Origin of the sequence: Saccharibacillus brassicae (genome assembly GCF_006542275.1) — a bacterium.
In the GTDB taxonomy this organism is placed as follows: domain Bacteria; phylum Bacillota; class Bacilli; order Paenibacillales; family Paenibacillaceae; genus Saccharibacillus; species Saccharibacillus brassicae.
In genome coordinates this window covers 2960307-2982905 of the sequence record NZ_CP041217.1, presented here as the reverse complement: position 1 = coordinate 2982905, position 22599 = coordinate 2960307, and the positions used below count along the sequence as shown (strand labels likewise).

Annotated in this window: 11 protein-coding genes and 1 pseudogene; 2 read left to right on the top strand and 10 right to left on the bottom strand. The window is 59.4% G+C overall.

Translation table 11 applies throughout. The annotated features are described in order from the left end of the window. Nucleotides 1-55 precede the first annotated feature (55 nt). Nucleotides 56-3175: a PAS domain S-box protein gene (locus FFV09_RS12435; RefSeq protein WP_141448121.1), complete on the bottom strand. Its 3120-nt coding sequence runs from the start codon at nucleotides 3173-3175 to the stop codon at nucleotides 56-58. A 237-nt stretch (nucleotides 3176-3412) separates the two neighbouring features. On the opposite strand from FFV09_RS12435, the gene FFV09_RS12430 reads away from it, so the two are divergent. Continuing rightward, a complete protein-coding gene (locus FFV09_RS12430) occupies nucleotides 3413-5824 on the top strand; it encodes a putative bifunctional diguanylate cyclase/phosphodiesterase (protein ID WP_141448120.1) in 2412 nt (803 codons plus the stop codon). Nucleotides 5825-5982: 158 nt separating this feature from the next. On the opposite strand, the gene FFV09_RS12425 is transcribed toward FFV09_RS12430, so the two are convergent. From FFV09_RS12425 to FFV09_RS12385, 9 genes and pseudogenes are all read right to left on the bottom strand, one after another. Continuing rightward, entirely contained in the window at nucleotides 5983-6741 is a 759-nt protein-coding gene (locus tag FFV09_RS12425; protein WP_141448119.1) for a DeoR/GlpR family DNA-binding transcription regulator, read from the bottom strand. 512 nt (nucleotides 6742-7253) lie between these two features. Continuing rightward, on the bottom strand, nucleotides 7254-8186 hold the full coding sequence (locus FFV09_RS12420; RefSeq protein WP_141448118.1) for a manganese-dependent inorganic pyrophosphatase: 933 nt from the start codon (nucleotides 8184-8186) through the stop codon (nucleotides 7254-7256). 276 nt (nucleotides 8187-8462) lie between these two features. Then, nucleotides 8463-10871 carry a DUF6055 domain-containing protein gene (locus FFV09_RS12415; protein WP_141448117.1) on the bottom strand — a complete coding sequence of 803 codons (2409 nt, stop codon included), beginning with the start codon at nucleotides 10869-10871 and terminating at the stop codon, nucleotides 8463-8465. A 261-nt stretch (nucleotides 10872-11132) separates the two neighbouring features. Next, nucleotides 11133-12863, bottom strand: a pseudogene (locus FFV09_RS12410) (glycoside hydrolase family 13 protein). 467 nt (nucleotides 12864-13330) lie between these two features. Continuing rightward, the gene (locus FFV09_RS12405) at nucleotides 13331-14632 is read right to left on the bottom strand and encodes a glycoside hydrolase family 27 protein (protein WP_141448116.1); all 1302 of its coding nucleotides are present in this window, start codon (nucleotides 14630-14632) and stop codon (nucleotides 13331-13333) included. Nucleotides 14633-14694: 62 nt separating this feature from the next. After that, entirely contained in the window at nucleotides 14695-16179 is a 1485-nt protein-coding gene (locus FFV09_RS12400; RefSeq protein WP_141448115.1) for an alpha-N-arabinofuranosidase, read from the bottom strand. Between the two features lie 780 nt (nucleotides 16180-16959). Then, the gene (gene arfA / locus FFV09_RS12395) at nucleotides 16960-18492 is read right to left on the bottom strand and encodes an arabinosylfuranosidase ArfA (RefSeq protein WP_141448114.1); all 1533 of its coding nucleotides are present in this window, start codon (nucleotides 18490-18492) and stop codon (nucleotides 16960-16962) included. 582 nt (nucleotides 18493-19074) lie between these two features. Continuing rightward, a complete protein-coding gene (locus tag FFV09_RS12390) occupies nucleotides 19075-20763 on the bottom strand; it encodes a glycoside hydrolase family 13 protein (RefSeq protein ID WP_141448113.1) in 1689 nt (562 codons plus the stop codon). A gap of 104 nt (nucleotides 20764-20867) precedes the next feature. Beyond that, the gene (locus FFV09_RS12385; RefSeq protein WP_141450450.1) at nucleotides 20868-21653 is read right to left on the bottom strand and encodes a glucose-1-dehydrogenase; all 786 of its coding nucleotides are present in this window, start codon (nucleotides 21651-21653) and stop codon (nucleotides 20868-20870) included. 328 nt (nucleotides 21654-21981) lie between these two features. On the opposite strand from FFV09_RS12385, the gene FFV09_RS12380 reads away from it, so the two are divergent. Beyond that, nucleotides 21982-22482, top strand: coding sequence for a hypothetical protein (locus FFV09_RS12380; RefSeq protein WP_141448112.1), 501 nt, complete (start codon nucleotides 21982-21984; stop codon nucleotides 22480-22482). The last annotated feature ends 117 nt before the right edge of the window (nucleotides 22483-22599 follow it).

The window sequence follows — 22599 nt, the reverse complement described above, 5'->3', positions numbered from 1 at the left end:
AAAGCCGCTCCGAACACGCCCGGGACGGGCGTTCGGAGCGGCTTGGCCGCCAGGTTCAGACGCCCGTGCGGGCGATCCGGATCTTCCATTTTTCGACGAGCGATTCCACTTCGGCCGCGAACAGCGGCTTGCCGACGAAGTCCTGCATGCCCGCGTCCTGGCACCGCTTGCGGTTCTCCCGATCCGTAAAAGCGGTAACCGCCACGATCGGCGGCTTCTGGCTGCCCCGCATCTCGCGGATTCGCCGGGTCGCGGCGACGCCGTCCATCTCCGGCATCTGCACGTCCATAAATACCAGATCGTACGCATGGCTGGACACCGCTTCGACGGCTTCGCGGCCGTTCACCGCCAGATCGCAGACGCAGCCGAACTTGATCAGCATCTCTTCGAGCAGGCGCCGGTTGACCGGATGGTCTTCGGCGATCAGCACGCGCAGCGTCTCTTCCGCAGCCGCGAACGACGCCAATTGTTCCGGCGCGTCGTTGTCCGAGACCCGAAGCGGCAGAGCCAGTTCTTCCTTGCCGCCGATCGCGTCGGGCAGTTCTTCTTCCGGCACGTTGAGCGGAAGCGTGAAGTGGAAGTTCGAGCCTTCCCCTTCCCGGCTCTGCACGCCGATGAATCCGTTCATCAGCTCGACCAGCTTTTTGCAGATGGCGAGCCCGAGACCCGTGCCGCCGTATCTCCGGTTGATCGAAGGATCGATCTGGGAGAACGACTGGAACAGCAGGCCCTGCTTCTCCGGCGCGATGCCGATGCCCGTGTCGCGCACCGACACTTCCAGCGTCAACCCGTTCGGATGATGGAAAAATCCAGGCTCGATCGTGATCGACACGCCGCCCGCTTCGGTGAACTTGATCGCGTTGCTGACGAGGTTCACCAACACCTGGCGGAACTTGGCCGGATCGCCGATCAGCACTTCCGGCACGGAAGGCGCGACTTCCGCGTTCAGGATCAGCCCTTTCTCCAACGCCCGCGGCGAGAACAGGTCGATCGCCTGCTCCAGCAGATGGCGGACCTGCATCGGCTCTTCTTCGAGCGTCATTTTGCCGGCTTCGATTTTGCTGAAATCCAGAATCTCGTTCAGGATATGCATCAGGCTCTCGCTGCTCTGGGCGATGATCTCGACGTACGAGCGCTGCGAATCGTCGAGTTCCGTCTCGCCGAGCAGCGTCGTCATGCCGATCACGCCGTTCATCGGCGTGCGCAGCTCGTGGCTCATGATCGCGAGGAACTCCGATTTGGCCCGGTCCGCGCGCTCCGCCGATTCCTTGGCGCGAATGATCTCTTTCTCGCCGGTAATGTCGGTGAAGACGACGACCGCGCCTTTGCGTTCGCCCTGATCGTACAGCGGAGTCACGCGGTACGACGCGAGGAAGCTCGACCCGTCGCTACGCCAGAACACCGAATCGATGTCCTGATGCGATTCCCCCGTTCGCAGCGCGCGCATAAGCGGCGAATCGTACGGATCGTATTCGATGCCGTCCGGGCTCGTCTGCTGGATCGTCGCCAGATTCAGCCCCTTGATCGCTTCGTTCGGACGCGAACCGAGCATCTCCGCGCCCGCCGGATTGATAAATACGAGTCCCCCTTCCAGATCCGTCCCGAAGATGCCTTCGGAGACGGAATTCAGGATCAGCGTATGCTCGTAGCTCAGCTTCTCGATCTGCGCCAGATGCCGCTTGCGTTCGGTAATATCGCTTGCGATGCCGTAAGCGCCGACGATGCGGCCGTCGACGATGATCGGCGTGTTCGTGATGCTGACATCGATCAGACTCTCGTCTTTGCGCGTGAGGCGGGCTTCGTACGTCTGCGCTTCGCCGCGCTTGACGCTGTCGAAGCCCGCTTCGACGCGGCCGCGATGCTCGGGCACGGCCAGGTCGGCGATCGGGACGCCGATCAGTTCGCCTTCCGCGTAGCCGGTCAGCTTCTCCTGGCTGGCGTTCACGGTCACGTACCGCCCTTCCAGATCATAGGCGTATACGCCGGACGGGTTGTAGTCGAACAACGACTTGTAGCGCTGCTCGCTCTCGCGAATCAGGTTCTCGATGGTCGCCTGCTGCGTGATGTCCTGGGTCATGCCGACTAGGCGCAGCGCTTCTCCGCCCGGCCCGCGCCACAGCTCGTACTGGCTGCGAATCGTCTTGACCGTGCGGTCGGACAGGATAACCCGGTACGTCACGAAAGGTTCGGCTTCTCCGCGCAGCATGCGCTCCGTATAATCGAGCAGCTTCGCCTGATCGGACGGATGCAAAATACGCAGCAGCGACTTCGGATAGCTCTCGTCCTGTTCCAATTCCCCTTCGAAAATGCGCATCGTTTCTTCCGAGTAATGGATGCGTTCTTCCGCCAGGTTCCATTCCCACGAGCCGATATGCGCGATCCGCTGCACTTCGTCGAGCATGTCCTCGAACATTTTGCGTGTGGTTACGTCGCGGCCGATGCCCATGATCGTGTCGGGTTCGCCGGCGCGTCCCTTGAGGATGCGGAACATCGTCTCGAACCACAGGTACCGGCCGTCTTTGTGCTTGATGCGGCGCATGAAGATCTGCCCCTGCGCATCCCGGGTCTTCAGGTTGGAGACGGGATTGACATCGTCGGCATGGTAAAATTCCGATCGGTGCCGGCCGACCATTTCTTCCGGGTCGTAGCCGATCAGCGTCTTCACCGAAGGCGACGCGTACAGCAGGAAGCCTTCCATCGAAGTCTGGGTAACCAATTCCCGCGTGCCCTGCATCAGCACCTGGTAAGCTTCGCTGTTCTCCATCAGTTTCTGCCGGTCCTGATGCTCGGTCGTCACGTCGAGCGCATGCACGACGAGGCAGCGTGTGCCCGGCTCGCGGGCGATATCCAACTCGGACACGTGAAAAGAGATCCAGACGAAGCTGCCGTCGCTTCGGCGGCATCTGCGCTCGAATTCGCGGGGCTGCTGCGGATCGGCCAACGTTTCGAGTATTTCCGCATCGATCTTTTTCGATTCCGGCGTATCGCCGCCGAGCAGATGATCCGCGCATTCGAGACCCTTCAGCGCGTCGGCCTCGCAGCCGAAAATCCGGCCGAACTTGGCGTTGGCGTACAGAACCCGCCCCCTGCCGACGGCCAGAACGGCGATGCCGACCGGAGACTGCTCGTAAATTCGTTCAAAAATCGGGTCTTCCCGTTCCGGCTGCTTGCTCATTGCATTCCCCTCGTTCTGCCGCAGATTCGGCCCCGGCTGACCGGATTCTCCCGCCGCCGGCTTTCCGCGCACGGTCGTTTTACCAATAGTATACAATTATTTTTTTCAAATCCAAACCCTTTTTCATTGTCGAATTACGTCGAAGAGTTTGAAGAATCGACTCGTTTCATCTATCCGTTTGCCCGCTTCCCGTCGATATAAGAACAAGGACCTTAACACGAAACGAGCTGAAAAAGGATGAGCAACTACTCCAAGATGATTATATTGAACGAATACTTTGCCGCAGCGGGACTTCTCTGCTCGATCATTGCCTGCGTGATGATTGCCGTGGTGACGGTCGGCGGCGTTCATTCCCTCAAGGATTTGTCGACGCGCGAACGCCTGCCCCAACTGCTTGCGATGGCCGCCTGCTTCGGCGGAACGGTGCTGTTCGGGACTTTGTCCGTGCTGCCCGTTCCGGCCGCTTCCTACGAACCGGTCTATTTGCTGTTTCCTCCCGCGGCCGGCCTGCTCATCTGCCTGCTGGCCCTTCGGCTGACCGGCGACGCGGAAGGCTGGAAAGGCGCCGTGCACTTTGTCAGTACCTCGGCGATCCTGACTCTCTCGATTATGGCATTCAATTACTCGAATGTATTCATTATTTTCGGACGGGTCGATCTTCGGCCCGAAGTGCTGCTGACGGCGGCGATCGGCCTGTTCTCGGCCCTGTTCCCGCTCGTGCGCCTGGCGCTGCTCGTCTCGCGGCGAACGGGACGCATTCTCGAACGGTTCCCGCCGGCCGGCCTGCTGTTCTCGGCCGTCGGCATCACGATCACCCCGGCCGTCATGACGCTGTCGGCGCTGCCCCCGGACATCGATACGTCCATGGCCGGCGCGACCGACCATCTGGTGCCTTACATTCTGCTGTTTGCGGTAGCGGCCGGACTTATGATTCTGACCGACCGCTACCGGGAAGAAGACGCGGAACGCAAATACCGGGAGCTGCAGGCGACCGAGACGCATTATATGTCGCTGTTCGCCCATAATCCCGACGCCGTGTTCGCGCTGGACGACGGCGGGCGCATCGTGGACATGAACGGGCGGGCCCGGGAGATGCTCAGCCGCCTGCCCGAAGGCACGGACCTGCATATGCTGACGGAATGGACGACGCCCGACCAGCAGGACAAAATTCTCGATCATTACGAGAAGGTGATGCGGGGACTGTCCGACGAAATCGACATCAGGCTGCATGTCGAAGGCCGCGAATCGGAGACGTACCTGAATCTGACGTCGCTGCCGATCCTGATCGAACGCCGCTTCACCGGCGCTTACAGTATCGCCAAAAACATAACGGACAGCAAGAAAACCGAAGAAAAGATTCGCCATCTCGCTTACCACGACGAGTTGACCGGCTTGAACAACCGCAAGTATATGCGCGAACATGTCGATCGGTTGACGCTGGACATTTCGGCTTCGCCGTTCCATCTGTTCTTTATCGATTTCGATCGCTTCAAGAAGATCAACGATCTGTTCGGCCACGAATTCGGCGACAAAGTTATCGCCCATGCGGCCCGGATTCTGGCCCGGGAACTGCCGGAAGGCACGCTGCTGTCCCGCTCGACGGCGGACGAGTTCATCGCCGCGCTGCCGGCCGGCCTCGATCCGCTCGGCGCGGCCCGGCGGATCAGCGAACAATTCTCGCTGCCGTTCCGGATCGGCCAGCAGATGGTCAGCCTGACGGCGAGCATCGGCATCGCCCGCTTCCCCGAGGACGGAGCGGACAGCGACACGCTGTTCAAGCATGCCGATCTGGCGCGCTTCGACGCCCAGAGCCGCGGCGGCGGACGCTTCGCGTTTTTCGACCGCAGCCGCGCGCTCGAAAATCACGAGCGGCTGATCCTCGAACGCGACCTGCAGGCCGCGATCGAATACGGCGACCTGGTTCTGTTCTACCAGCCCAAAGTGGATATCCGCACCGGCGAGCTGGTCGGCCTCGAAGCGCTCGTGCGCTGGAAGCATCCGAAGCTCGGCATGGTCCCTCCGCTCAAATTCATCTCGATCGCCGAGGAGACCGGCCTGATCGTGCCGCTTGAGCGCTGGGTGCTGCGCACCGCCTGCCTGCAGATGCAGCAGTGGATGCGGGAAGGGCACCCGCCCGTTCCCGTAGCGGTCAACCTGTCGCAGATCCATCTTATGCAGACCGATATCGTCGAGAGCATCCTGTCGACGCTGGCCGAGTTGAACTACGATACGAAGCTGCTGGAACTCGAAGTGACCGAGAGCGCGATGATGAACAACGAAGAACAGGTCATCGAGATTCTAGGCCGCCTCAAGCAGGCCGGCATCTCGATCAGCCTGGACGATTTCGGCACCGGTTACAGCTCGCTGAGCTATTTGCAGATGCTGCCGATCGACTGCCTGAAGATCGACCGCTCGTTCATCAAAGGCATCGCCACGCACGCCAACAGCCTCGCCATCGTCGAGATGATTCTCAGCATGGCCCGGCAGCTCGACCTTCGCATCATCGCCGAAGGCATCGAGCACGAAGAACAGGTGCAGCTGCTGCGCGGACTGCGCTGCTTTACGGCCCAGGGCTTCTATTACGGCAAGCCGGTCGCGGCCGAAGACTTCTACGCGCTCGGCTTCGATCAGCGCAAGCTCGGTTCCTGAGCCGGCTTGCACAAGCCGCTCTCCCGCACGACCCTGCTGCATCAAAAGGCCGCCCGGCGTCAATCGACGACGCGGGCGGCCTTTTTGCCGCGCGGCGCCGAACGGTTCTCCATCCGCTCTCCGCGACGCCACAGCTCTGCAAAAAAAAGAAAAATCGCTCAATACAGCACTTCGACGCCGCCAAGCTCCAGCCGCTCCATCCATTCGTCCGACGGACGGCGATCCGTGACCACATAATCGACGGCGCCCAGATCGAACAGCTTGACGAACGCCACCTGGTCGAATTTGGTATGGTCTGCCAGCAGCACCGTTTTGCGTGCCTGCTTCAGCATCACTTTTTTCAGTTCGCTCTCGGGCTCGTTCGAATCGGTCACGCCGTATTCGGCCGACAGTCCTTTGCAGCTGAACAGCGCCGTATCGACGACGTACTTCGACGCCGTCTCGTTCGCGACCGCGCCGACCAGCGAGTTGGAATGCGGGCGCAGCGTGCCTCCCGTCGAGATCACCGTATGGCCAAGCTTGGCATACTCGGTGAAAATAATGCTGGAATTGGTAATGACGGTGAGATTTTTTTTCGTATTCCCCAATTCCCGCAGCGCTTCGAACACGGTCGAGCTCGGATCGGCCATCAGCGTATCGCCGTCGGACACGAGCCGGGCCAGCTTGCGGGCAATCTCGTTTTTCTCCGGCAGGTTGGTCGTGTGGCGGGTCTGATAAGACAAATCTTCGTTCGTATGAATATTCAGCACAGCCCCGCCGTACGTGCGCGTGACCATGCCTTCCTTTTCCAGCTTCTCCAGATCGCGGCGAATCGTCTCTTCCGTCACCTCGAACAGCGAGCTCAGCGCCGCCACGAATACTTTTTGGTCCCGGCGCAAAAATTCGATAATTTTCTCCCGGCGTTCAAATCCCAGCATATGCAATCTCCTCGCTTCTTTCGTTCGTCTCTTGCGTGGATCGACCGTTTGGCGGATACGCCCGGCCCGTTTCTGCGCGTTGTTCGTTCTGTTTTCAGTATAGGGGATGAAAGGTTGCGGGAAAAGCGCAATCGGCGCGGGCAGAAGAAGACAGAGTCCGAATTAGCTGCGTGAGCGCACTTGTTTTGAGACGTTTGCCGGGGAGGCTTCGAATAACTGCGCAGCAGCCGTGATTTGGCGTAAAAAAACACGATCCGGCGCGCATAACGGTCGATGAGTTGTCGTCAGGCCGTTATTTGAGCAAAATCGGCCGATCGGGCGAAAATAAGTGGATCTGTGCCGTTATTTTCGAGTAGGGCGATGCGGCTGCCTCGTTCCAACAAAACGCAAAAAGCGGCGTGTGGCACGCCGCTCCTTGCTTGATCGAATATTTAATTGCGGCGGTAACCGCCTGCCACCTGCTGCCCCGGTTGCACGCGGGCAGCCGAAGCGCTCAAATCCTCAAGCGAAGCTTACGCTTCTTCGAAAGCTTTCGTCAGAACCGGTACGATCTGCGATTTGCGGGAGACGACGCCTTTGAGCAGCGCTTTGTTGTTCTCAAGCGTCACGCCGTAGGCGCGTTCCACGGCATCGGTCTTGCTGCCGATCGCGATCGCGACGGAGTCGTTGTTAAGGATGTCCGTAATCGCCAGAACGAACAGGGACAGTCCTTTGTCGACGATCTTTGCTTTGAGCGCTTCTTCGAGCTCGGCCTGCTGCAGCAGAACTTCGTCCACGTCGACCGCATTGATCTGCGCGATTTCGACTTTGCTGCCGCCCATCGTGAATTCTTTGGCATCGATGGAGATGAGGTCCTGCGCCGTCTTGCCGCTCAGGTCGGCGCCGGCTTTGAGCATGTCGAGGCCGTATACGTCGACGTCCACGCCCGCGATTGCCGCCAGTTCCTTGGCTGCCGCCACGTCCTGCTCGGTGCAGGTCGGCGATTTGAACAGCAGGGAGTCCGACACGATCGCGGACAGCATGAGGCCCGCGATTTCTTTGCGGATCTCGACGCCGTTCTCTTTGTACAATTTGTTCAGGATCGTCGCGGTGCAGCCCACAGGCTCGGCGCGATAGTACAGCGGGTGAGCCGTCTCGAAGTTCGCGATGCGGTGATGGTCGATGACTTCAAGCACATGCGCGTCCGTGATGTCCGCCGCGCTCTGCTGGCTTTCGTTATGGTCGACGAGAATGACGCCTTCGGACTGGTCTGCCACCGTCTCCACGAGACGCGGAGCTTCGATACCGAAATGCTTCAGCGCGTACGCCGTTTCGCCGTTAACTTCGCCCAGACGGACCGCTTCCGCGTCCACGCCCAGCTGCTTTTTCAATTCCGCGTACGCGATTGCCGAAGCGATCGTGTCCGTATCCGGATTCTTGTGACCGAAAACCAATACCTTTGCCATGGTTTAACGCCTCCTCTGAACTTATCTCCTGAATTCCGATGCTAATTATATCATTAATTCCCGCACCGTAACACGTCGATTGTCGGCGTTTCACAAAAAAGGAACGTCGAGCGCGCAGAACCGTCGGTTTCTCCGATTAAAAACCGACCTGTTCGGCGCTCGTCCGGTATCCGGTCAGCGTCCGTCAGCGCTCGCAGGTATCCGGTCAGCGCCCGCTGCTCCGCGCTTCCGACCGCCACGATCCGCCAATCTCCGGCCGATCACTCCGTCACTTCGTCAATTCGTTCCTCGCTCATAGCCGCCGTCGCTTTTTTTCGCGTATCCGTCTTTGAACGTGTTCACGGAAGCCTGCACGCTTTGGTAGCCCGAGAATGCTCCGCTGGTGAGCGTGTAGCCTTGATCGTCGAAAAAGTCTCCGTACGTCACGGCATCGCCCTGCGCTCCGCCGTGGGCGCTCCGGCTCCCGCCTCTAACGAGCGAGAGGCCTTTCACGACGGCATTCCCGCCGATCTCGTAGTAGCCCGAGGCTTGGGCGCTTTCCAGAACCTGCCCGCTGCCGGATACGACCGCTTCGCCGCGGACGATTGCCTGGCCGCCCACGCGCGCCTGGTCCTTGACCAACGCCGACTCGTCGACGATCGCGTACCCGCTCACGACGGCGGACCCTTCGACCCGGGCGCCGCCCTGCACGAGCGCGTGGTTCGTGATGCGGGCGCTGCCGCCGACCTTCGCTTCGCCGCGCACGACGGCTCTATCTTCGATGCGCGCCGTGCCTTTTACGACTGCCCGGTCAAGCACCCGGGCGTTCGGACCGACGTAGACACTCTCGTCCACGCTTGCGCCGTTGGCGACGAAGCCTCCGCCGTTCGGATGCGCAGATCCCCCATCCTCCGCGAACCTATCTTCTGCGTCCTCCGTGAACGTATCTTCCTCGTCCTCCGCGAACGTATCTTCCCCGTCCTCCGTGAACGTATCTTCCCCGTCCTCCGTAAACGCATCTTCCCCGTCCACCGTGAATCTATCCTCCGCGTCCTCCGCGAACGTATCTTCCCCGTCCTCCGCGAATCTATACTCCGCGTCCTCCGTGAACGTATCCTCTGCGTCCTCCGCGAACGTATTCTTCACGACCGGATTCTTCGCGACCGTATGCTCCGCGCCTCCCTCGATCCCGCGCGTTTGCGGCTGCGCCCCATCAAGCTTGAGCGTATACGGATACTGGGGCTTGGACTCGAACGGTACCTTTTTTTCGGAAAAGGCTCCGTTCCAGCTTGCGATCCCGATCTTGACAGCGCTCATGCTCTCAAGCGTAGGCGTGGCCGCCACGCTGACGTACGCTTTCTCCCCGGCGTGCACCGTCAGTTCGGCCGAGCCGCCGCTTTCGAAGGACTCGCTGTAGCGGCTGACCCCGCTTGCGTTCTCGGCGACCAGATACGCCGTCCAGCCTGCGCCGGGCGTCTGGGTCGATCCGTTCAGCGTCGCTTGGACCGAGACCGAAGTCTGGCCCGCCGGTATCGTCGCGTCGAGCGGAATGACGTTGTAGCCGGCGGCCTGCGGGGCGCGTTCGGCCGGAACGGCATACGTGTTCGGCTCCCCGCTTACGGCGTTCAGCATCGTGTACAGCTGCTGCCAGTAGATGCCGCCATGCTGCAGCTGCTGCTTCACCTCGTTGTTGTACACTTTTTTCTCGCGAAAATCGAACGTGGCCATATGCGCGGCATAACGTCCGATCGCGGTTTGGATATCGGTCTTGGAATTGGTGCGCGCGAGCAGTTCGTAGAACGATTCCTGCAAATTGTCCGGATTGCCCGAAGCCAGCAGTTGGGCGACGAAGCCGGTGCCGTACCCGGCCAGGTCGTCCGGATTCTCTTCCAGATATTTCAGGATCGGCCACGCTTCGTAGTAGGCGCGTCCGTTGACCGGAGTGAGCGAAGACGCGGCCAAATACGGGAACGTCAATTCCGGTCGGCCCGTCGATCCGCCGCGCTTGTACAGCTGGCTGACGACGTATTCTTCGCGGAACCAGTTGGCGACAGGTTCGTACCACGGACCGAGGTACCCACTGTGTCTCCAGCTGTTCTGACCGTGCGCGAACTGGATCGCATGGCCGAGTTCGTGCGGCAGGACGGAATCGCCGCGCAGCGCACCCGGCGCCGCCATGATGTACGGATAGCCGTCGGAATCGATACCGGCGAACGCCCAGCCTTGTTCGTACTTCGGAAGCCCGGTCTCCATAACGATCACGTTCATCTTGTACGTTCGGGCCGGATCGGCTGCCCCGTTGACCGAAGCCAAAGACGGCCGCATCTTCAGGACGTCCACATAGACTTCCCAGCAGGCTTCCAGCGTTCGCCCGCTTTCTTGGAGCAGCTCCGGCGTGACCTGTTCATGCTTCCCGCCGTTTCCCCACAGAATTTGAAAATGTTCCGTCTCGTAATGGTTCGCGTTCGCGGCCGACACAGTCTGCCCGTCGTTGCGTACGCCGCGCACGGCGTGGGCGGCTGCGGACGTACCCGCGTCCGCTTGGGCCGCGATCTGCCGCGCGCCGGATACCGGCACACCCTCGGCCCGGGCCGGAACGGCTGCCAGACTCCCTGTCACGGCCAGCAGCGCGGTCAAAGCCGCTACCCCGCTTCTCCTCCATTTTTGTTCGACTTTTCGATCCGTGCGGAAATTTCTGCTGTCCATGATTTCATCCTCCTCTGTAATAACGACAATTTTCTTCTATTATTATCATAATTCGACATGAATATCATCGAATTCTTCCTATATATCGTCACGATTCGACATAACGGTAATAGAATAATAAAAGAAAATTAGAGGAAAAATATAGGTGTAAACGACTGGTAATTTTATTGCATACAGACGGGACGGACCGGACCCCTCCGTTACGCTCCGATTCGTTCGATCAGGGAAGCCCGATGCCCGCGCGGCGCCGCCTTTGCACGTTTATTTGCCCGGAGCAGGCTTCAGTCCCCCGAAGATCAACGCTTCGTACGGACGCAGCGTGCGCGGAACGCCTCCGGCCGCGCCGCTGCCCGCTTCCGCTCCGTCGTCCGCCGCATAATTGCCGAGCAGCCGATACGCCGAATCGAGGCAGACGCCGATATCGTCCGGCAGTTCGAACTCCGCTTCCCGGTCCGAAAAATTCAGCAGCACCAAGCCCTGGCTTGTCTCGTTCCGGCGCACGTAAGCGAACACCTGCTCATGTTCTTCCAGCAGCGACGCGTATTCGCCGTGGACGATCACGTCCGCATGTTCGCGGCGCAGGGCGATCAGGCTGCGGTAATAGTTGAGGACGGAATCCGGATCGTTCTCCTGCGCCTGCACGTTGATCTCGCGATGGTTGGGATTGACCGGCATCCACGGCTCGCCGCCGTCCGTAAAGCCCGCCTGCTCGCCGTCGGTCCACTGCATCGGCGTGCGCGCGTGGTCGCGCGTACCTTCCAGCACGCGTCGCTCCACTTCCTTCGGATCTTCGCCCTGCGCCGTGCGGGATTCGTAATAATGCCGCGCCATCTGGTCGTCCAGCTGATCGACCGACTCGAACGGATAATTCGTCATGCCGATCTCTTCGCCCTGATAGATAAACGGCGTGCCCCACAGCGTATGCACGAGCGTGGCGAGCATCTTGGCCGATTCGACGCGGTACTGCCCGTCGTGGCCGAAGCTGGACACCATGCGCGGATGATCGTGGTTGCTCGCGAACAGGCCGAACCAGCCGCGGTTCAGCAGTTCTTTTTCCCATCTCGCCACGATCTCCTTGAGCTCCGGCAGCTTCCAGTCCCGTTCCTTGAACGAGTCGTTCGGATCGGTCCCGATGCTCGGCGATTCCATCATGAAGATCATGCTCAGCTCCTGCCGGTCGGGGTCGGTATAACGCGCCACGTCGTCCATCGAGACCATTGAAGCTTCGCCTACCGTGACCGTGCCTTCTTTGTGCGAAAAGCCTTTCTCGTTCAGCTCCCGCAAATACTCGTGCACGTGGGGACCGTTCTTGAAATGCTTGTAGCCGCTGCCTTCGAGCTTGCTCTCGTCCGTGTCGGGCAGCCGGTGGTCTTTGGAGACGACGTTGATCGCGTCCAGCCGGAAGCCGTCCACGCCTTTGTCCAGCCAGTAGCGGACCAGAGCCTGAATCTCTTCGCGCACTTTGGGGTTGTCCCAGTTGAGGTCGGGCTGCCGCTTGTTGTACAGATGCAAATAATATTCGCCGCTCGCTTCGTCGTATTCCCAGGCGCTGCCGCCGAGGTAGGACGTCCAGTTGTTCGGCGGTCCGCCGTCCGCTTCACCCGGACGCCAGATGTAGTAATCGCGGTACGGATTGTCTTTGGAAGCGATGGACTGCTTGAACTAGCGATGCTGGTCGGACGTGTGGTTCAGAACGAGGTCCATCCACAGGTCCATGCCGCGCGCATGTGTCTCCCGCAGCAGCTCTTCCCAGTCTTCCATCGTGCCCATCAGGGGATCGATTTCGCGGTGGTTGCGAATATCGTAGCCCTGATCGACGCGCGGCGACTCGTAGACCGGACTCAGCCAGATCGTATCGACCCCGATCGAGCGAATATAGTCCAGCCGCGACACGATGCCCGGCAGATCGCCGCTGCCGTCTCCGTTCGAATCCTGAAAACTGCGAGGAAATACCTGATAAACGACTTTTTCTTTCCATGATTCGTGCTGCATGTAGGGGCTTCCCCTTTCTGAAGGTGGAGTGAATGGATAGAGATCGATCGGTGCAGGAACGGGCTGCGAAAAAAAGGACGGCGTCAAATGAAATACACGTTGAATGAAAGTTGAATGAAAATTGAATGAGAGTAGAAGGAAAATCGAATATTATGAAGCGGCTTCCGAAAAGAAAGTCCTATCGTGTGTAAGATATACCCGCTATAGAGCAAGCTTAAAAGGGAGATCGCTAAAATTCGAACAAAAAATCGGAGCGAATATCGGGCAATAGAATATCGGTATGAAAAAAAATGAGAAAAAGCCTCCCGTCCGCCGGGGGCGGAATGGGAGGCTGGCCGCTTGGAGGCGGCGGTGTGGGCGCCGAAGGGGCGGGAAGGGCGATGCGGGGCGCCTGCTTCGGCGCGCGGGCAAGGGCGGGGCGCTTGCTTCGGCGCGCGGGCAAGAGCAGCCGCGGCCGGTCGGCGGCGTTACTCCGCCGCCGACACCGCGAACAGGCGGCTGCCGTGCGGCGGGAGCTGCGCCCGAAGCATGCCTTCCGGCGCGGCTTCGCTTTGCCGCGCCCAGAGATCGCGGACGCGCGCATCCGGCGCGGACGCAATCTCGCCAAGGGCCAATGCGATCTCGGCGGGTTCGTCGCCGAGATTGAACAGGCCCACGTTCAAGCCGCCGTCCGGGCGGCGCGAAGTCCAGATCCGGACACTGTCCGGATCGCCGGCGCGCCGCGGCAGCGGGCGCGGTTCATGGCCGTCCCGCGAGACGGCCAGCACTTCGTCGTTGGTGAGCAGCGACAGGGTCCACTCGTCGTTGCTGCGCAGTTCGCCGCCGAACATGAGCGGCGAGCGGAACAGGCTCCACAAGGTCATCATCGTGACCTGCTCATCGCGGGTAAAGCGCGTCAGGCGGTCTTCGTCCCCGCCGTCGACGCTGCGAATGCCGATCCGACCGAGCGGCAGCATGTCGCAGTCCGGGAAATGCCCCGGACCGACGTGCGGCGCCCAGGCTTCGCAGCGTTCGAACATGCCGCGCAGCAGGAACCAATGGTCCCAATAATCGTCGGTCATGCGCCACAGATTGGCATGCCCGATCAAATGCTCGGCCCGGTCGACGTGCGCCGGCCCCGGCGACAGGCTCAGCACCATGTCGCGGCCGCAGCCGTCGATCGCGCGGCGGATCAGTTCGACTTCGCCTTCGTGGTAGCCGTACAGGCGCGAATCGGCGATATCGTCGACTTTGACGTAGTCGACGCCCCACTGCGCGTACAGCTCGAACAGCGAATCGTAGTACGCCTGGGCGCCTTCCTGCGCCGGATCGACGCCGTACATGTCCGTGTTCCACGGACAGATCGAATTGGGATGCGCGATCTGCCGGGCGGTGACGTCCGTGCCGAGAATCTTCGTATCGGCATGTACCGCCTGCCGCGGGATGCCGCGCATGATATGGATACCGAACTTGAGCCCCAGCCCGTGCACGTAATCCGCCAGTTCCCGGAATCCGCCGCCGCCTTCCGCCGAAGGAAACCGGTTCGTCGCCGGCATCAGGCGGGAATATTCATCCATCTCCAGCGGCACGAACGGCCGGTAGCGCGAAGAATACGCGCCCGGTTCGTACCATTGAATATCGACGACGACGTATTCCCAGCCGTGGGCTTTGAGATGTTCCGCCATATAGTCCGCGTTGCCGCGCACCTCTTCTTCCGTAACGCTTGCGCCGTAGCAGTCCCAGCTGTTCCAGCCGAGCGGCGGCGTCTGCGCGTAAGCATGATGCTTCATTGCGAGGTCTCCTCCTTTGCGTGCTGCTTGTTGGCCTGTCCTCTTGCCCTGCCGTCTTGCGCTTAACCCTGAATCGTCAGGACTGTCACCGACATCGGCGGCAGCTCCACGTTGAGACTGCTGCCTTCGCGCTTGAAGTTCTCGAACGGCTGCGGCGCGATCGTGTCCGGCTGCTCGAACGTATTGTGCGCGTCCATGCGGCCTGCTGTCAGAACGCGTCCGCTTACCGCGCCTTCGGCTCCGATGCCGCGCAAGTCAAGCGTCAGGCTGCTGCCTGCCGTCGGGCTGACGTTGCACAGGCTGATATGCACGGCGCCGTTTTTGCGCGAAGCGGAGACGCTGACCTGCGGGATCGAATCGCCGTTCAGTTCGTAATTGGGCGTCTCCACGGCCATTTGCAGCACGTCTGCATCCTGGTGCACCTTGAACATTTCGAACACGTGATACGTCGGCGTAAGCAGCATTTTGTCGCCTTGGGTCAGAATCATCGCCTGCAGCACGTTGACCATCTGCGCGATATTCGTCATTTTGACGCGTTCGTGATGGTTGTGGAAAATATGCAGGTGCAGCCCGGCGACCAGCGCGTCGCGCAGCGAATTTTGCTGGTACAGGAAGCCCGGATTGGTGCCCGGCTCGCTCAGGAACCACGTGCCCCACTCGTCCACGATCAGCGCCACTCTTTTCTCCGGATCGTACTTGTCCATGATCGTCGTGTGGCGGGTAATGAGCTCATCCATGTGCAGCGACTTTTTCATCACTTCGAACCAGCCGTTCTCGTCGAAGCCGAGCGCCGATTTTTTCTCTTCCCAGCTGCCTTCCATCGTGTAATAATGCAGGCTGAGCCCGTCCATGTGGCGGCCCGCTTCGCGCATCAGCACTTCCGTCCAATGGTAATCGTCGACGTTCGGTCCGCCCGCGATCTTGAACAGCTTGTTGTCGCCGTAATTGCGCGAATACGTCTGGTAGCGGCGATATTCGTCGGCGTAATACTCCGCGCGCATGTTGCCGCCGCAGCCCCAGTTTTCGTTGCCGACGCCGAAATATTTCAGTTTCCACGGCTTGTCCTGCCCGTTCTCCTGACGCCATTTCGCCATCGGCGATTCGCCGTCGAACGTCATGTACTCGACCCATTCGGACATCTCCTGCACCGATCCGCTGCCCACGTTGCCGCAAATATACGGTTCGGTCTCCAGCAGCTCGCACAGCCGGAAAAACTCATGCGTGCCAAAATGATTGTTCTCCACCACGCCACCCCAATGCGTATTGACCATCCGGGCGCGTCCTTCGCGCGGGCCTACGCCGTCTTTCCAATGATATTCGTCGGCAAAACAGCCTCCCGGCCAGCGCAGAACCGGAATGCTGAGGTTTTTGAGCGCCTGCAGCACGTCTTTGCGGATACCGTCGATATTCGGCGTCTCCGAATCTTCCCCGACCCACATGCCTTCGTAGATGCAGCGCCCCAGATGCTCCGCGAACTGTCCGTAGATATTGCGGTCGATCTTGCCGAGCGTCACGTCCGCGTTAACGATTACCGATGCCTTTGTCATGAAAAATGCCTCCCTGGCGATCCCCTGCGGGATATTATGTTAACTTGTACGTACCTTTGATCGTCTGATGAGAGCAAACGTCCGAGCCGTGCGCCTGAGTGTTCCGCTATGTGCCTTTTTGTACTTCTTTGTGCCTCTTTGTGTTTCTTTTTGCCTCTTTGTGCTTCTTTGTGCCTTTTTGCGAAAAGAGTTCAGCCGTTCCTGCCGAGCCAAATAAGCGGGCGGCTGAAAATGTAGTCTTTTCGTCAACATTTCCTCCAAAACCGCAGCCTTTTCCGCAAAATGTGAGCATTCAGTCAACATTTTAAGCCAAATACGCTGTTTGAGCGGCTTTTGGTCCGAAAATGTGATCATTACAGCAACATTTCTGCCAAAACCGTCGTTTTCCCTGCAAAATGTGAGCATTAGGTCAACATTTCGCGCCGAGCATGCTGTTTGAGCCATTTTGGCTGAAAATATGGTCCTTACATCAACATTTCGCGCCGAGCCGGATACGCCATCTGAGCGGCTGCTCGGTTTTACCGGCGCAGAACAACGGGAATATGCCCGCAGCGCTTCGCGTGATCCGAAACGATTGCCGGCCTGTTCCCTGTTCCTGCCCTGCCTTGCCGCGCAGGGATACGGTTTCCCGATCCGGAAAACCGTATCCCGCGCGATCTTACCCGCTGCCGGCTCGGCCTTACCCGATCCTTGCAGCTATTCCTGCCTTGCCTTGCCCTGCCTTGCCCTGCCTTGCCTTGCCCTGCCTTGCCCTGCCTTGCCCTGCCTTGCCGGGCGCGATCAGCCGCGCTTGCGCAGGCGAATCACGTTCCACGACGCTTTGGCCAGACGGCCGCTTACGATGCCGTCTTTGAGCTCGGAAGCGCCGCGGTTATGCGGAGCGACTTTCTCGCTGTCGGCCGTGTTGACGGCTTTGAGGTCGTCGTTCTCCAGCACGATATGTTCTTCGATCGCATAACCTTCAAAGCTGCGCACGTCGCACGTCAGGTCGAGCGCTTCGGTCAGGTGACGGTTGAGCGCGAAGATCGTCAGCGTGTCTTCTTCTTCGTTATGCACGACGGCGGTATCGAGGTACGGCACGTCGGTATAGTCTTTGGCGTCGTACTTCGGCGAGTCGACGACCGGCTTGAGCGAGACGCCGCGTCCGTAGATGGAAGCGTGCAGGTACGGATAGTAGATGGTCTGCTTCCACGAACGTCCGCCGTTCTCCGTCATGATCGGCGCGATAACGTTGACGAGCTGCGCGAGGCAGGCCGACTTGACGCGGTCCGCGCGGCGCAGGAACGTCATCAGCATGCTGCCGACGAGCAGCGCGTCTTCGAAGTTGTAGACGTCTTCGAGCTGCGGCGGCGCCACGCTCCACGGATTGCGGTCGATCTGCGCGTCCGCTTCGTTGGAGTGGTACCAGACGTTCCATTCGTCGAAGCTGAGCTTCATCGTTTTTTTGCTGCGTTTCTTCGCCTTGATAAAGTCCGTCGTCGAGATAACCGTATGGATAAAGTGGTCCATGTCCATCCCGCGCGCCAGATAGTTCGCCGAGTCGTCGTCGCGGTTGCCGTAATACTGGTGCAGCGAGACGAAATCGGCCACTTCGTACGTATGGTCCAGCGTGTCCGCTTCCCACGAAGGGAACGTCGGCATGCCGGTGCTGGAGCTGCCGCAGGAGACGAGTTCGATATCCGGATCGATCAGGCGCATCGCTTTGCCCGTCTCCAGCGCGAGACGTCCGTACTCTTCCGCCGTCTTGTGCCCGATCTGCCACGGTCCGTCCATTTCGTTGCCGAGGCACCACATCTTGATCTTGTGCGGCTCCGCGAATCCGTGGCTTTTGCGCAGGTCGCTGTAGCGGCTTCCGCCCGGATGGTTGCAGTATTCGACCAGATTGCGCGCGGCGTCGATGCCCCGCGTCCCGAGGTTGACGGCCATCATGACGTCGGTGCCGGCGTCTTTGGCCCAGCGCATGAACTCGTTCGTTCCGACGTAGTTCGGCTCAAGCGTGCGCCAGGCGAGTTCGAGGCGTTTCGGGCGGTCTGCGACCGGTCCCACGCCGTCTTCCCAATCGTAGCCCGAGACGAAGTTGCCGCCCGGATAACGGACGATCGGCACTCGCAGGTCGCGGATCAACTGCTTCACGTCGCCGCGGAAACCGTGCTCGTCGGCGGTCGGATGGTCCGGCTCGTAAATGCCTCCGTACACGGCACGGCCCAGGTGTTCGATAAACGATCCATAGATGCGCTCGTCAATCTCGGAAATGCGGAACGCCTTATCGACGATCATTCTGGCTTTCAGGTTAGATGCTGCCAATCTGCTCATCCTTTCCATCTGCAATTTAATGAAGGCTCCCTGCGATTGAAACGCTTACAATTCATGTCGAACCGCTAATCCGGATGAGCCTTTTCCGTGCTCCGATGCCGTCTTCGCGGGCGGAAGAACCTTTACGCACCCAATGTATCACGCATGTCCGTACAAGTCAATTCTTATATGAATCATTAATATTTGTATTAATAATCGAGTGATGAGCGCTGCCTGAACAGTTAACGAATCGTACAAACGCTATTTCACGATTTTGGCTTATTTTTAAAAACCAACGAATCCTCAGCACGCTATTTCGGCACACAAGCCTTCTTTTCCACTCAAACGGCAGAATAGCGCTTCGACGATTCGTTAGAACTTCTATTGGATCAAAAATAGGCATTTAGCGATGTGACGATTCGTTAGAACCGGACAAGACGATCCAACTCCGCAAAAAAAGGCCGCGTCCGCAGGGTACTCCTGCTGCCGCAGCCTTTTCGCTGTTACCGACTTGCGTTTATCTGATTTTCCCGGTCTTTCCGGTCTTTCCGGTCTTTCCGGTCTTTCCGGTCTCGCAAAGGATTGCTGTTCACTCGTAATCCCTTAACCCAACCGATACACCGCCGCCTCATAAGGCCGCATCTCGAACGTGTGCGCCTGCACTTCGCCGGGTTCGTAGTTGCTGAGGATCAGCTCGCGCGGGCGTTCGCACAGCCGCTCCGGGCAGTGGAACGTCGGCGTGCCGCCGAAAAAGTTCAGCACGATCATCAGCGTCTCGTCTTCGAACGTGCGCGTGTACGCGTAGATGTCTTTGTCGAGCGGCAGCAGCAGGCGGTATTCGCCGTAGAGCAGCGTCCGGCTGACTTTGCGCAGCTCGATCAGCTTCTTGTAGTAGTGGAAGACCGAATTCGGGTCGGCTACGGCCGAAGCGGCGTTGATCGCCTCGTAATCCGGCGCGACGCCGATCCACGGCTCGCCGGTCGTGAAGCCCGCTCCCGGCGAAGATGCCCACTGCATCGGCGTACGGCCGGCATCGCGGGTATTGCGCCTCGCGATCTTGAGCGCTTCTTCTTCGACCATGCCGCTTTTGCGCGCATGGTCGAGGAAGTTCAGCGTCTCTTCGTCGCGGAAATCGGCCGCCGTTCGGAACACGCCGCCGACCATGCCGAGTTCTTCGCCCTGATAGATGGACGGCGTGCCTTCGAGCGTCATGAGCAGCGTCGCCAGCATCTTGGCCGACAATTCGCGGTATTCGCCCGTATGGCCGAACCGGCAGACCGAACGCGGCTGGTCGTGGTCGGCGAGGTAGTTGGCGTTCCAGCCCTGATCGTGCAGCACGGTCTGCCAATGGCTGATGGCGTTCTTGATATCGAGCAGCGTCCAGGACTGCGTCGTCCAGCGCGCGATGCCCTGGGACGCATGGCTGAGCAGCATATGGTCGGAGTTGAGCACCATGTTCGCCTGGCCCGGCTCGTCGCCGATCGAATCGAGCGTCTGCGACGGATCGAGGCCCGCCGCTTCCCCGATCGCCACGATATCGTAGTCCGCGCCGAGTTCGTCATGCAGTCTTTTTACAATTCCGTTTACCTTGTCCAGACTTGAGAACATCTGATACGCCCGCTCAACCGGCAGATGCTGCGAATTCCCGGTCTCTTCGTCGTCGTGGCCTTCGGTCTTGACGACGTGGGCGATCGAGTTGAAATGGAAGCCGTCCACGCCTTTGTCCGCCCACCATTTGACGATTTGGTACGCTTCTTCGCGCACCTGTTCGTTCTGCCAGTTCAGGTTTGGCTGCCGGTGGCTGTACAGATGCATATAATATTCTTCGGTATCGGCGTCGAACTCCCACACCGAACCGCCGAAATACGAACCCCAGTTGTTCGGAAAGCCCGACCCGCGGCCTTCGCGCCAAATATAATAATTGCGTTTGTCGCTTTGCTTGGAAGAGCGCGATTGCTCGAACCACGGATGTTCGTTCGACGTATGGTTCAGCGGCATCTCCAGCATGATCTTCATGCTGCGGCCGTGCGCTTCTTCCAGCAGCCGGTCGAAATCGTCCATCGTGCCGAACTTGTCCATGATTTTCCGGTAATCCCGAATATCGTAACCGCCTTCATGGTCGGGCGAATCGAATACGGGCGTCAGCCACAGCACGTCTATGCCGAGTTCCTGCAAATAATCCAGCTTCGAGAGCACGCCGGCCAGATCGCCGACCCCGTCTCCGTTTGCGTCCATGAAGCTTTTGATATAGATCTCGTAAACGACGCTTTCTTTCCACCATTTCGGATTCATCGGGTGTTCCTCCTTCCGGTTTGCGAAGCAAAAAAAGCGAAAGGGCTGCCCTGTATATGCCAGACGCCTTCCGCTTCCTTTCATTTACATAGATCGTACGCCAATTATCCTTTTCCGCCTTGGAACGAAGGATATTTGGTCATGCCTCCGTCGGCAAACAGCGTGATACCCGTCACGTAGCTGGATTCCGACGACGAGAGCCAGGCCGCGACCGCGGCAATTTCCTCGGGTTCGCCTACGTAACCCATCGGAATCATGCTCTCGACCTGTTTTTTCTGCTCGGGATCTTCGAATTTCTTCTTGTTGATCGGCGTATTGATCGCACCGGGACCGATCGAGTTGACCCGGATGCCTTTCGGCGCGTACTCCAGCGCAAGCGTCTCGGTCATCATCTTGACCCCGCCTTTGCTCGCCGCGTAATGCACGAAGTGAGGCCATGGAATGATCTCGTGCACGCTGGACATGTTGATGACCGTACCTTTGATGTTATGTTCCAGCATGTACGCGATCGCTTCGCGGCTGCCGAGGAAATAGCCGGTCAGATTGAGATTGATGACCTGATTCCAGTCTTCGAGCGACAGCTTGTGCGATTCGACTTCGTTCTCCTTGCCGGCGTTGTTGATCATGATGTCGAGTCCGCCGAACGTATCGTGCGCGGCCTGGATCAGCTTTTTGACGCCGTCTTCTTCCGAAGAACTGGCCTGCACGTCGATCGCTTTGCCTCCGGCTGCCTCGATTTCCTTGATCATGTCTTCGACCCCGTCGTGATTGCTGTGGTAATTGATGACGACGTTCGCTTTCTCGCGGCCGAGCCGCAGAGCGATCGATTTGCCGAGGCCCGATGCGGCTCCGGTGACGATCACCGTTTTTCCTTCCAGATCCGGATACATAACCATCCCTCCTCTTCTCCTTATTAGTACCCCGCTGTCCGCCGCAGAAACTTTCTTTTTTTTGCTATCGCTTTTATCCGAAAAATTACCCCGGGTTAAGCTTGGGTTAATATTCGGCGGTTATAGTAAGGGTAGAGAGAAGCTTCAAACACCTCCCACAACGCACATAGACGGACGACCTCCATATAGCGATAGCGACATCGCAGCGGCATTCAAGCACGATCAGGCAGTCCCGACGGATTGAACGGTCAAGACAGATCGAACAGCCAAGACAGAGGAACGAACAAGCACGAATCCATGAACCTATTCCGGAAAGCGAGGCACCTCGATGAAAACCATGAAAAAACCCGGCACGAAAAGCGCCGAATCGCGCAGCGCCAAGCTCTTGATCAAAAAGGCCGACCTGCCCGCCAGACCCCGCATCAATCTCAAAAGAATCTGGATCGTCGGCACGCTCGCGCTCGGCATCACGCTCGGCAGCAGTCTCGGCGGCGGCAAAGTCGAAGCGGAAGCGGTCTACCGCGATACGCCTCCTTCTTCGAGCGACGAGACGACCGGCGGCAAAGAAGCTTTCCTGTACGCGCTCGGCGCCCAGGACGAACAGCAGGTGTACGACCTGATGTACGAAGGCTTGTCGCTGCGCGAAATCGCCGCGCTCCGCGGCGGCAGCGAACAGCAGCTGATCGCCCTGCAGGTGCGGGAACTTGCGCAGCAGCTTGAGCAGCGCCTGGCCGACGGCCAGATCGACCAGGAAGCTTACATAGCGTACAGAGCCGAACTGCCGGAGATCGTGGCAGCGAGCTTGTCGTCGAGCATGGCGGGGGCTTGAGGGGTAGAACCGCCGGCGGGCCGGCGGCGGTGAGGCGGATTGAAGCCGCGGCAGCGGGGCGGAGTGAGCCGCGGTAGTGCGGGGCAATGGCCGGCGGGCGGCAGCTCGGCGGGTTGA

Bases quoted from the DNA above. Each gene is read 5' to 3' on its own strand.
- FFV09_RS12435 (WP_141448121.1), bottom strand. From the start codon at position 3,175: ATGAGCAAGCAGCCGGAACGGGAAGACCCGATTTTTGAACGAATTTAC.
- FFV09_RS12430 (WP_141448120.1), top strand. From the start codon at position 3,413: ATGAGCAACTACTCCAAGATGATTATATTGAACGAATACTTTGCCGCA.
- FFV09_RS12425 (WP_141448119.1), bottom strand. From the start codon at position 6,741: ATGCTGGGATTTGAACGCCGGGAGAAAATTATCGAATTTTTGCGCCGG.
- FFV09_RS12420 (WP_141448118.1), bottom strand. From the start codon at position 8,186: ATGGCAAAGGTATTGGTTTTCGGTCACAAGAATCCGGATACGGACACG.
- FFV09_RS12415 (WP_141448117.1), bottom strand. From the start codon at position 10,871: ATGGACAGCAGAAATTTCCGCACGGATCGAAAAGTCGAACAAAAATGG.
- FFV09_RS12405 (WP_141448116.1), bottom strand. From the start codon at position 14,632: ATGAAGCATCATGCTTACGCGCAGACGCCGCCGCTCGGCTGGAACAGC.
- FFV09_RS12400 (WP_141448115.1), bottom strand. From the start codon at position 16,179: ATGACAAAGGCATCGGTAATCGTTAACGCGGACGTGACGCTCGGCAAG.
- arfA (WP_141448114.1), bottom strand. From the start codon at position 18,492: ATGAGCAGATTGGCAGCATCTAACCTGAAAGCCAGAATGATCGTCGAT.
- FFV09_RS12390 (WP_141448113.1), bottom strand. From the start codon at position 20,763: ATGAATCCGAAATGGTGGAAAGAAAGCGTCGTTTACGAGATCTATATC.
- FFV09_RS12385 (WP_141450450.1), bottom strand. From the start codon at position 21,653: ATGTATCCGGATCTGGAAGGAAAAACGGTGATCGTCACCGGAGCCGCA.
- FFV09_RS12380 (WP_141448112.1), top strand. From the start codon at position 21,982: ATGAAAACCATGAAAAAACCCGGCACGAAAAGCGCCGAATCGCGCAGC.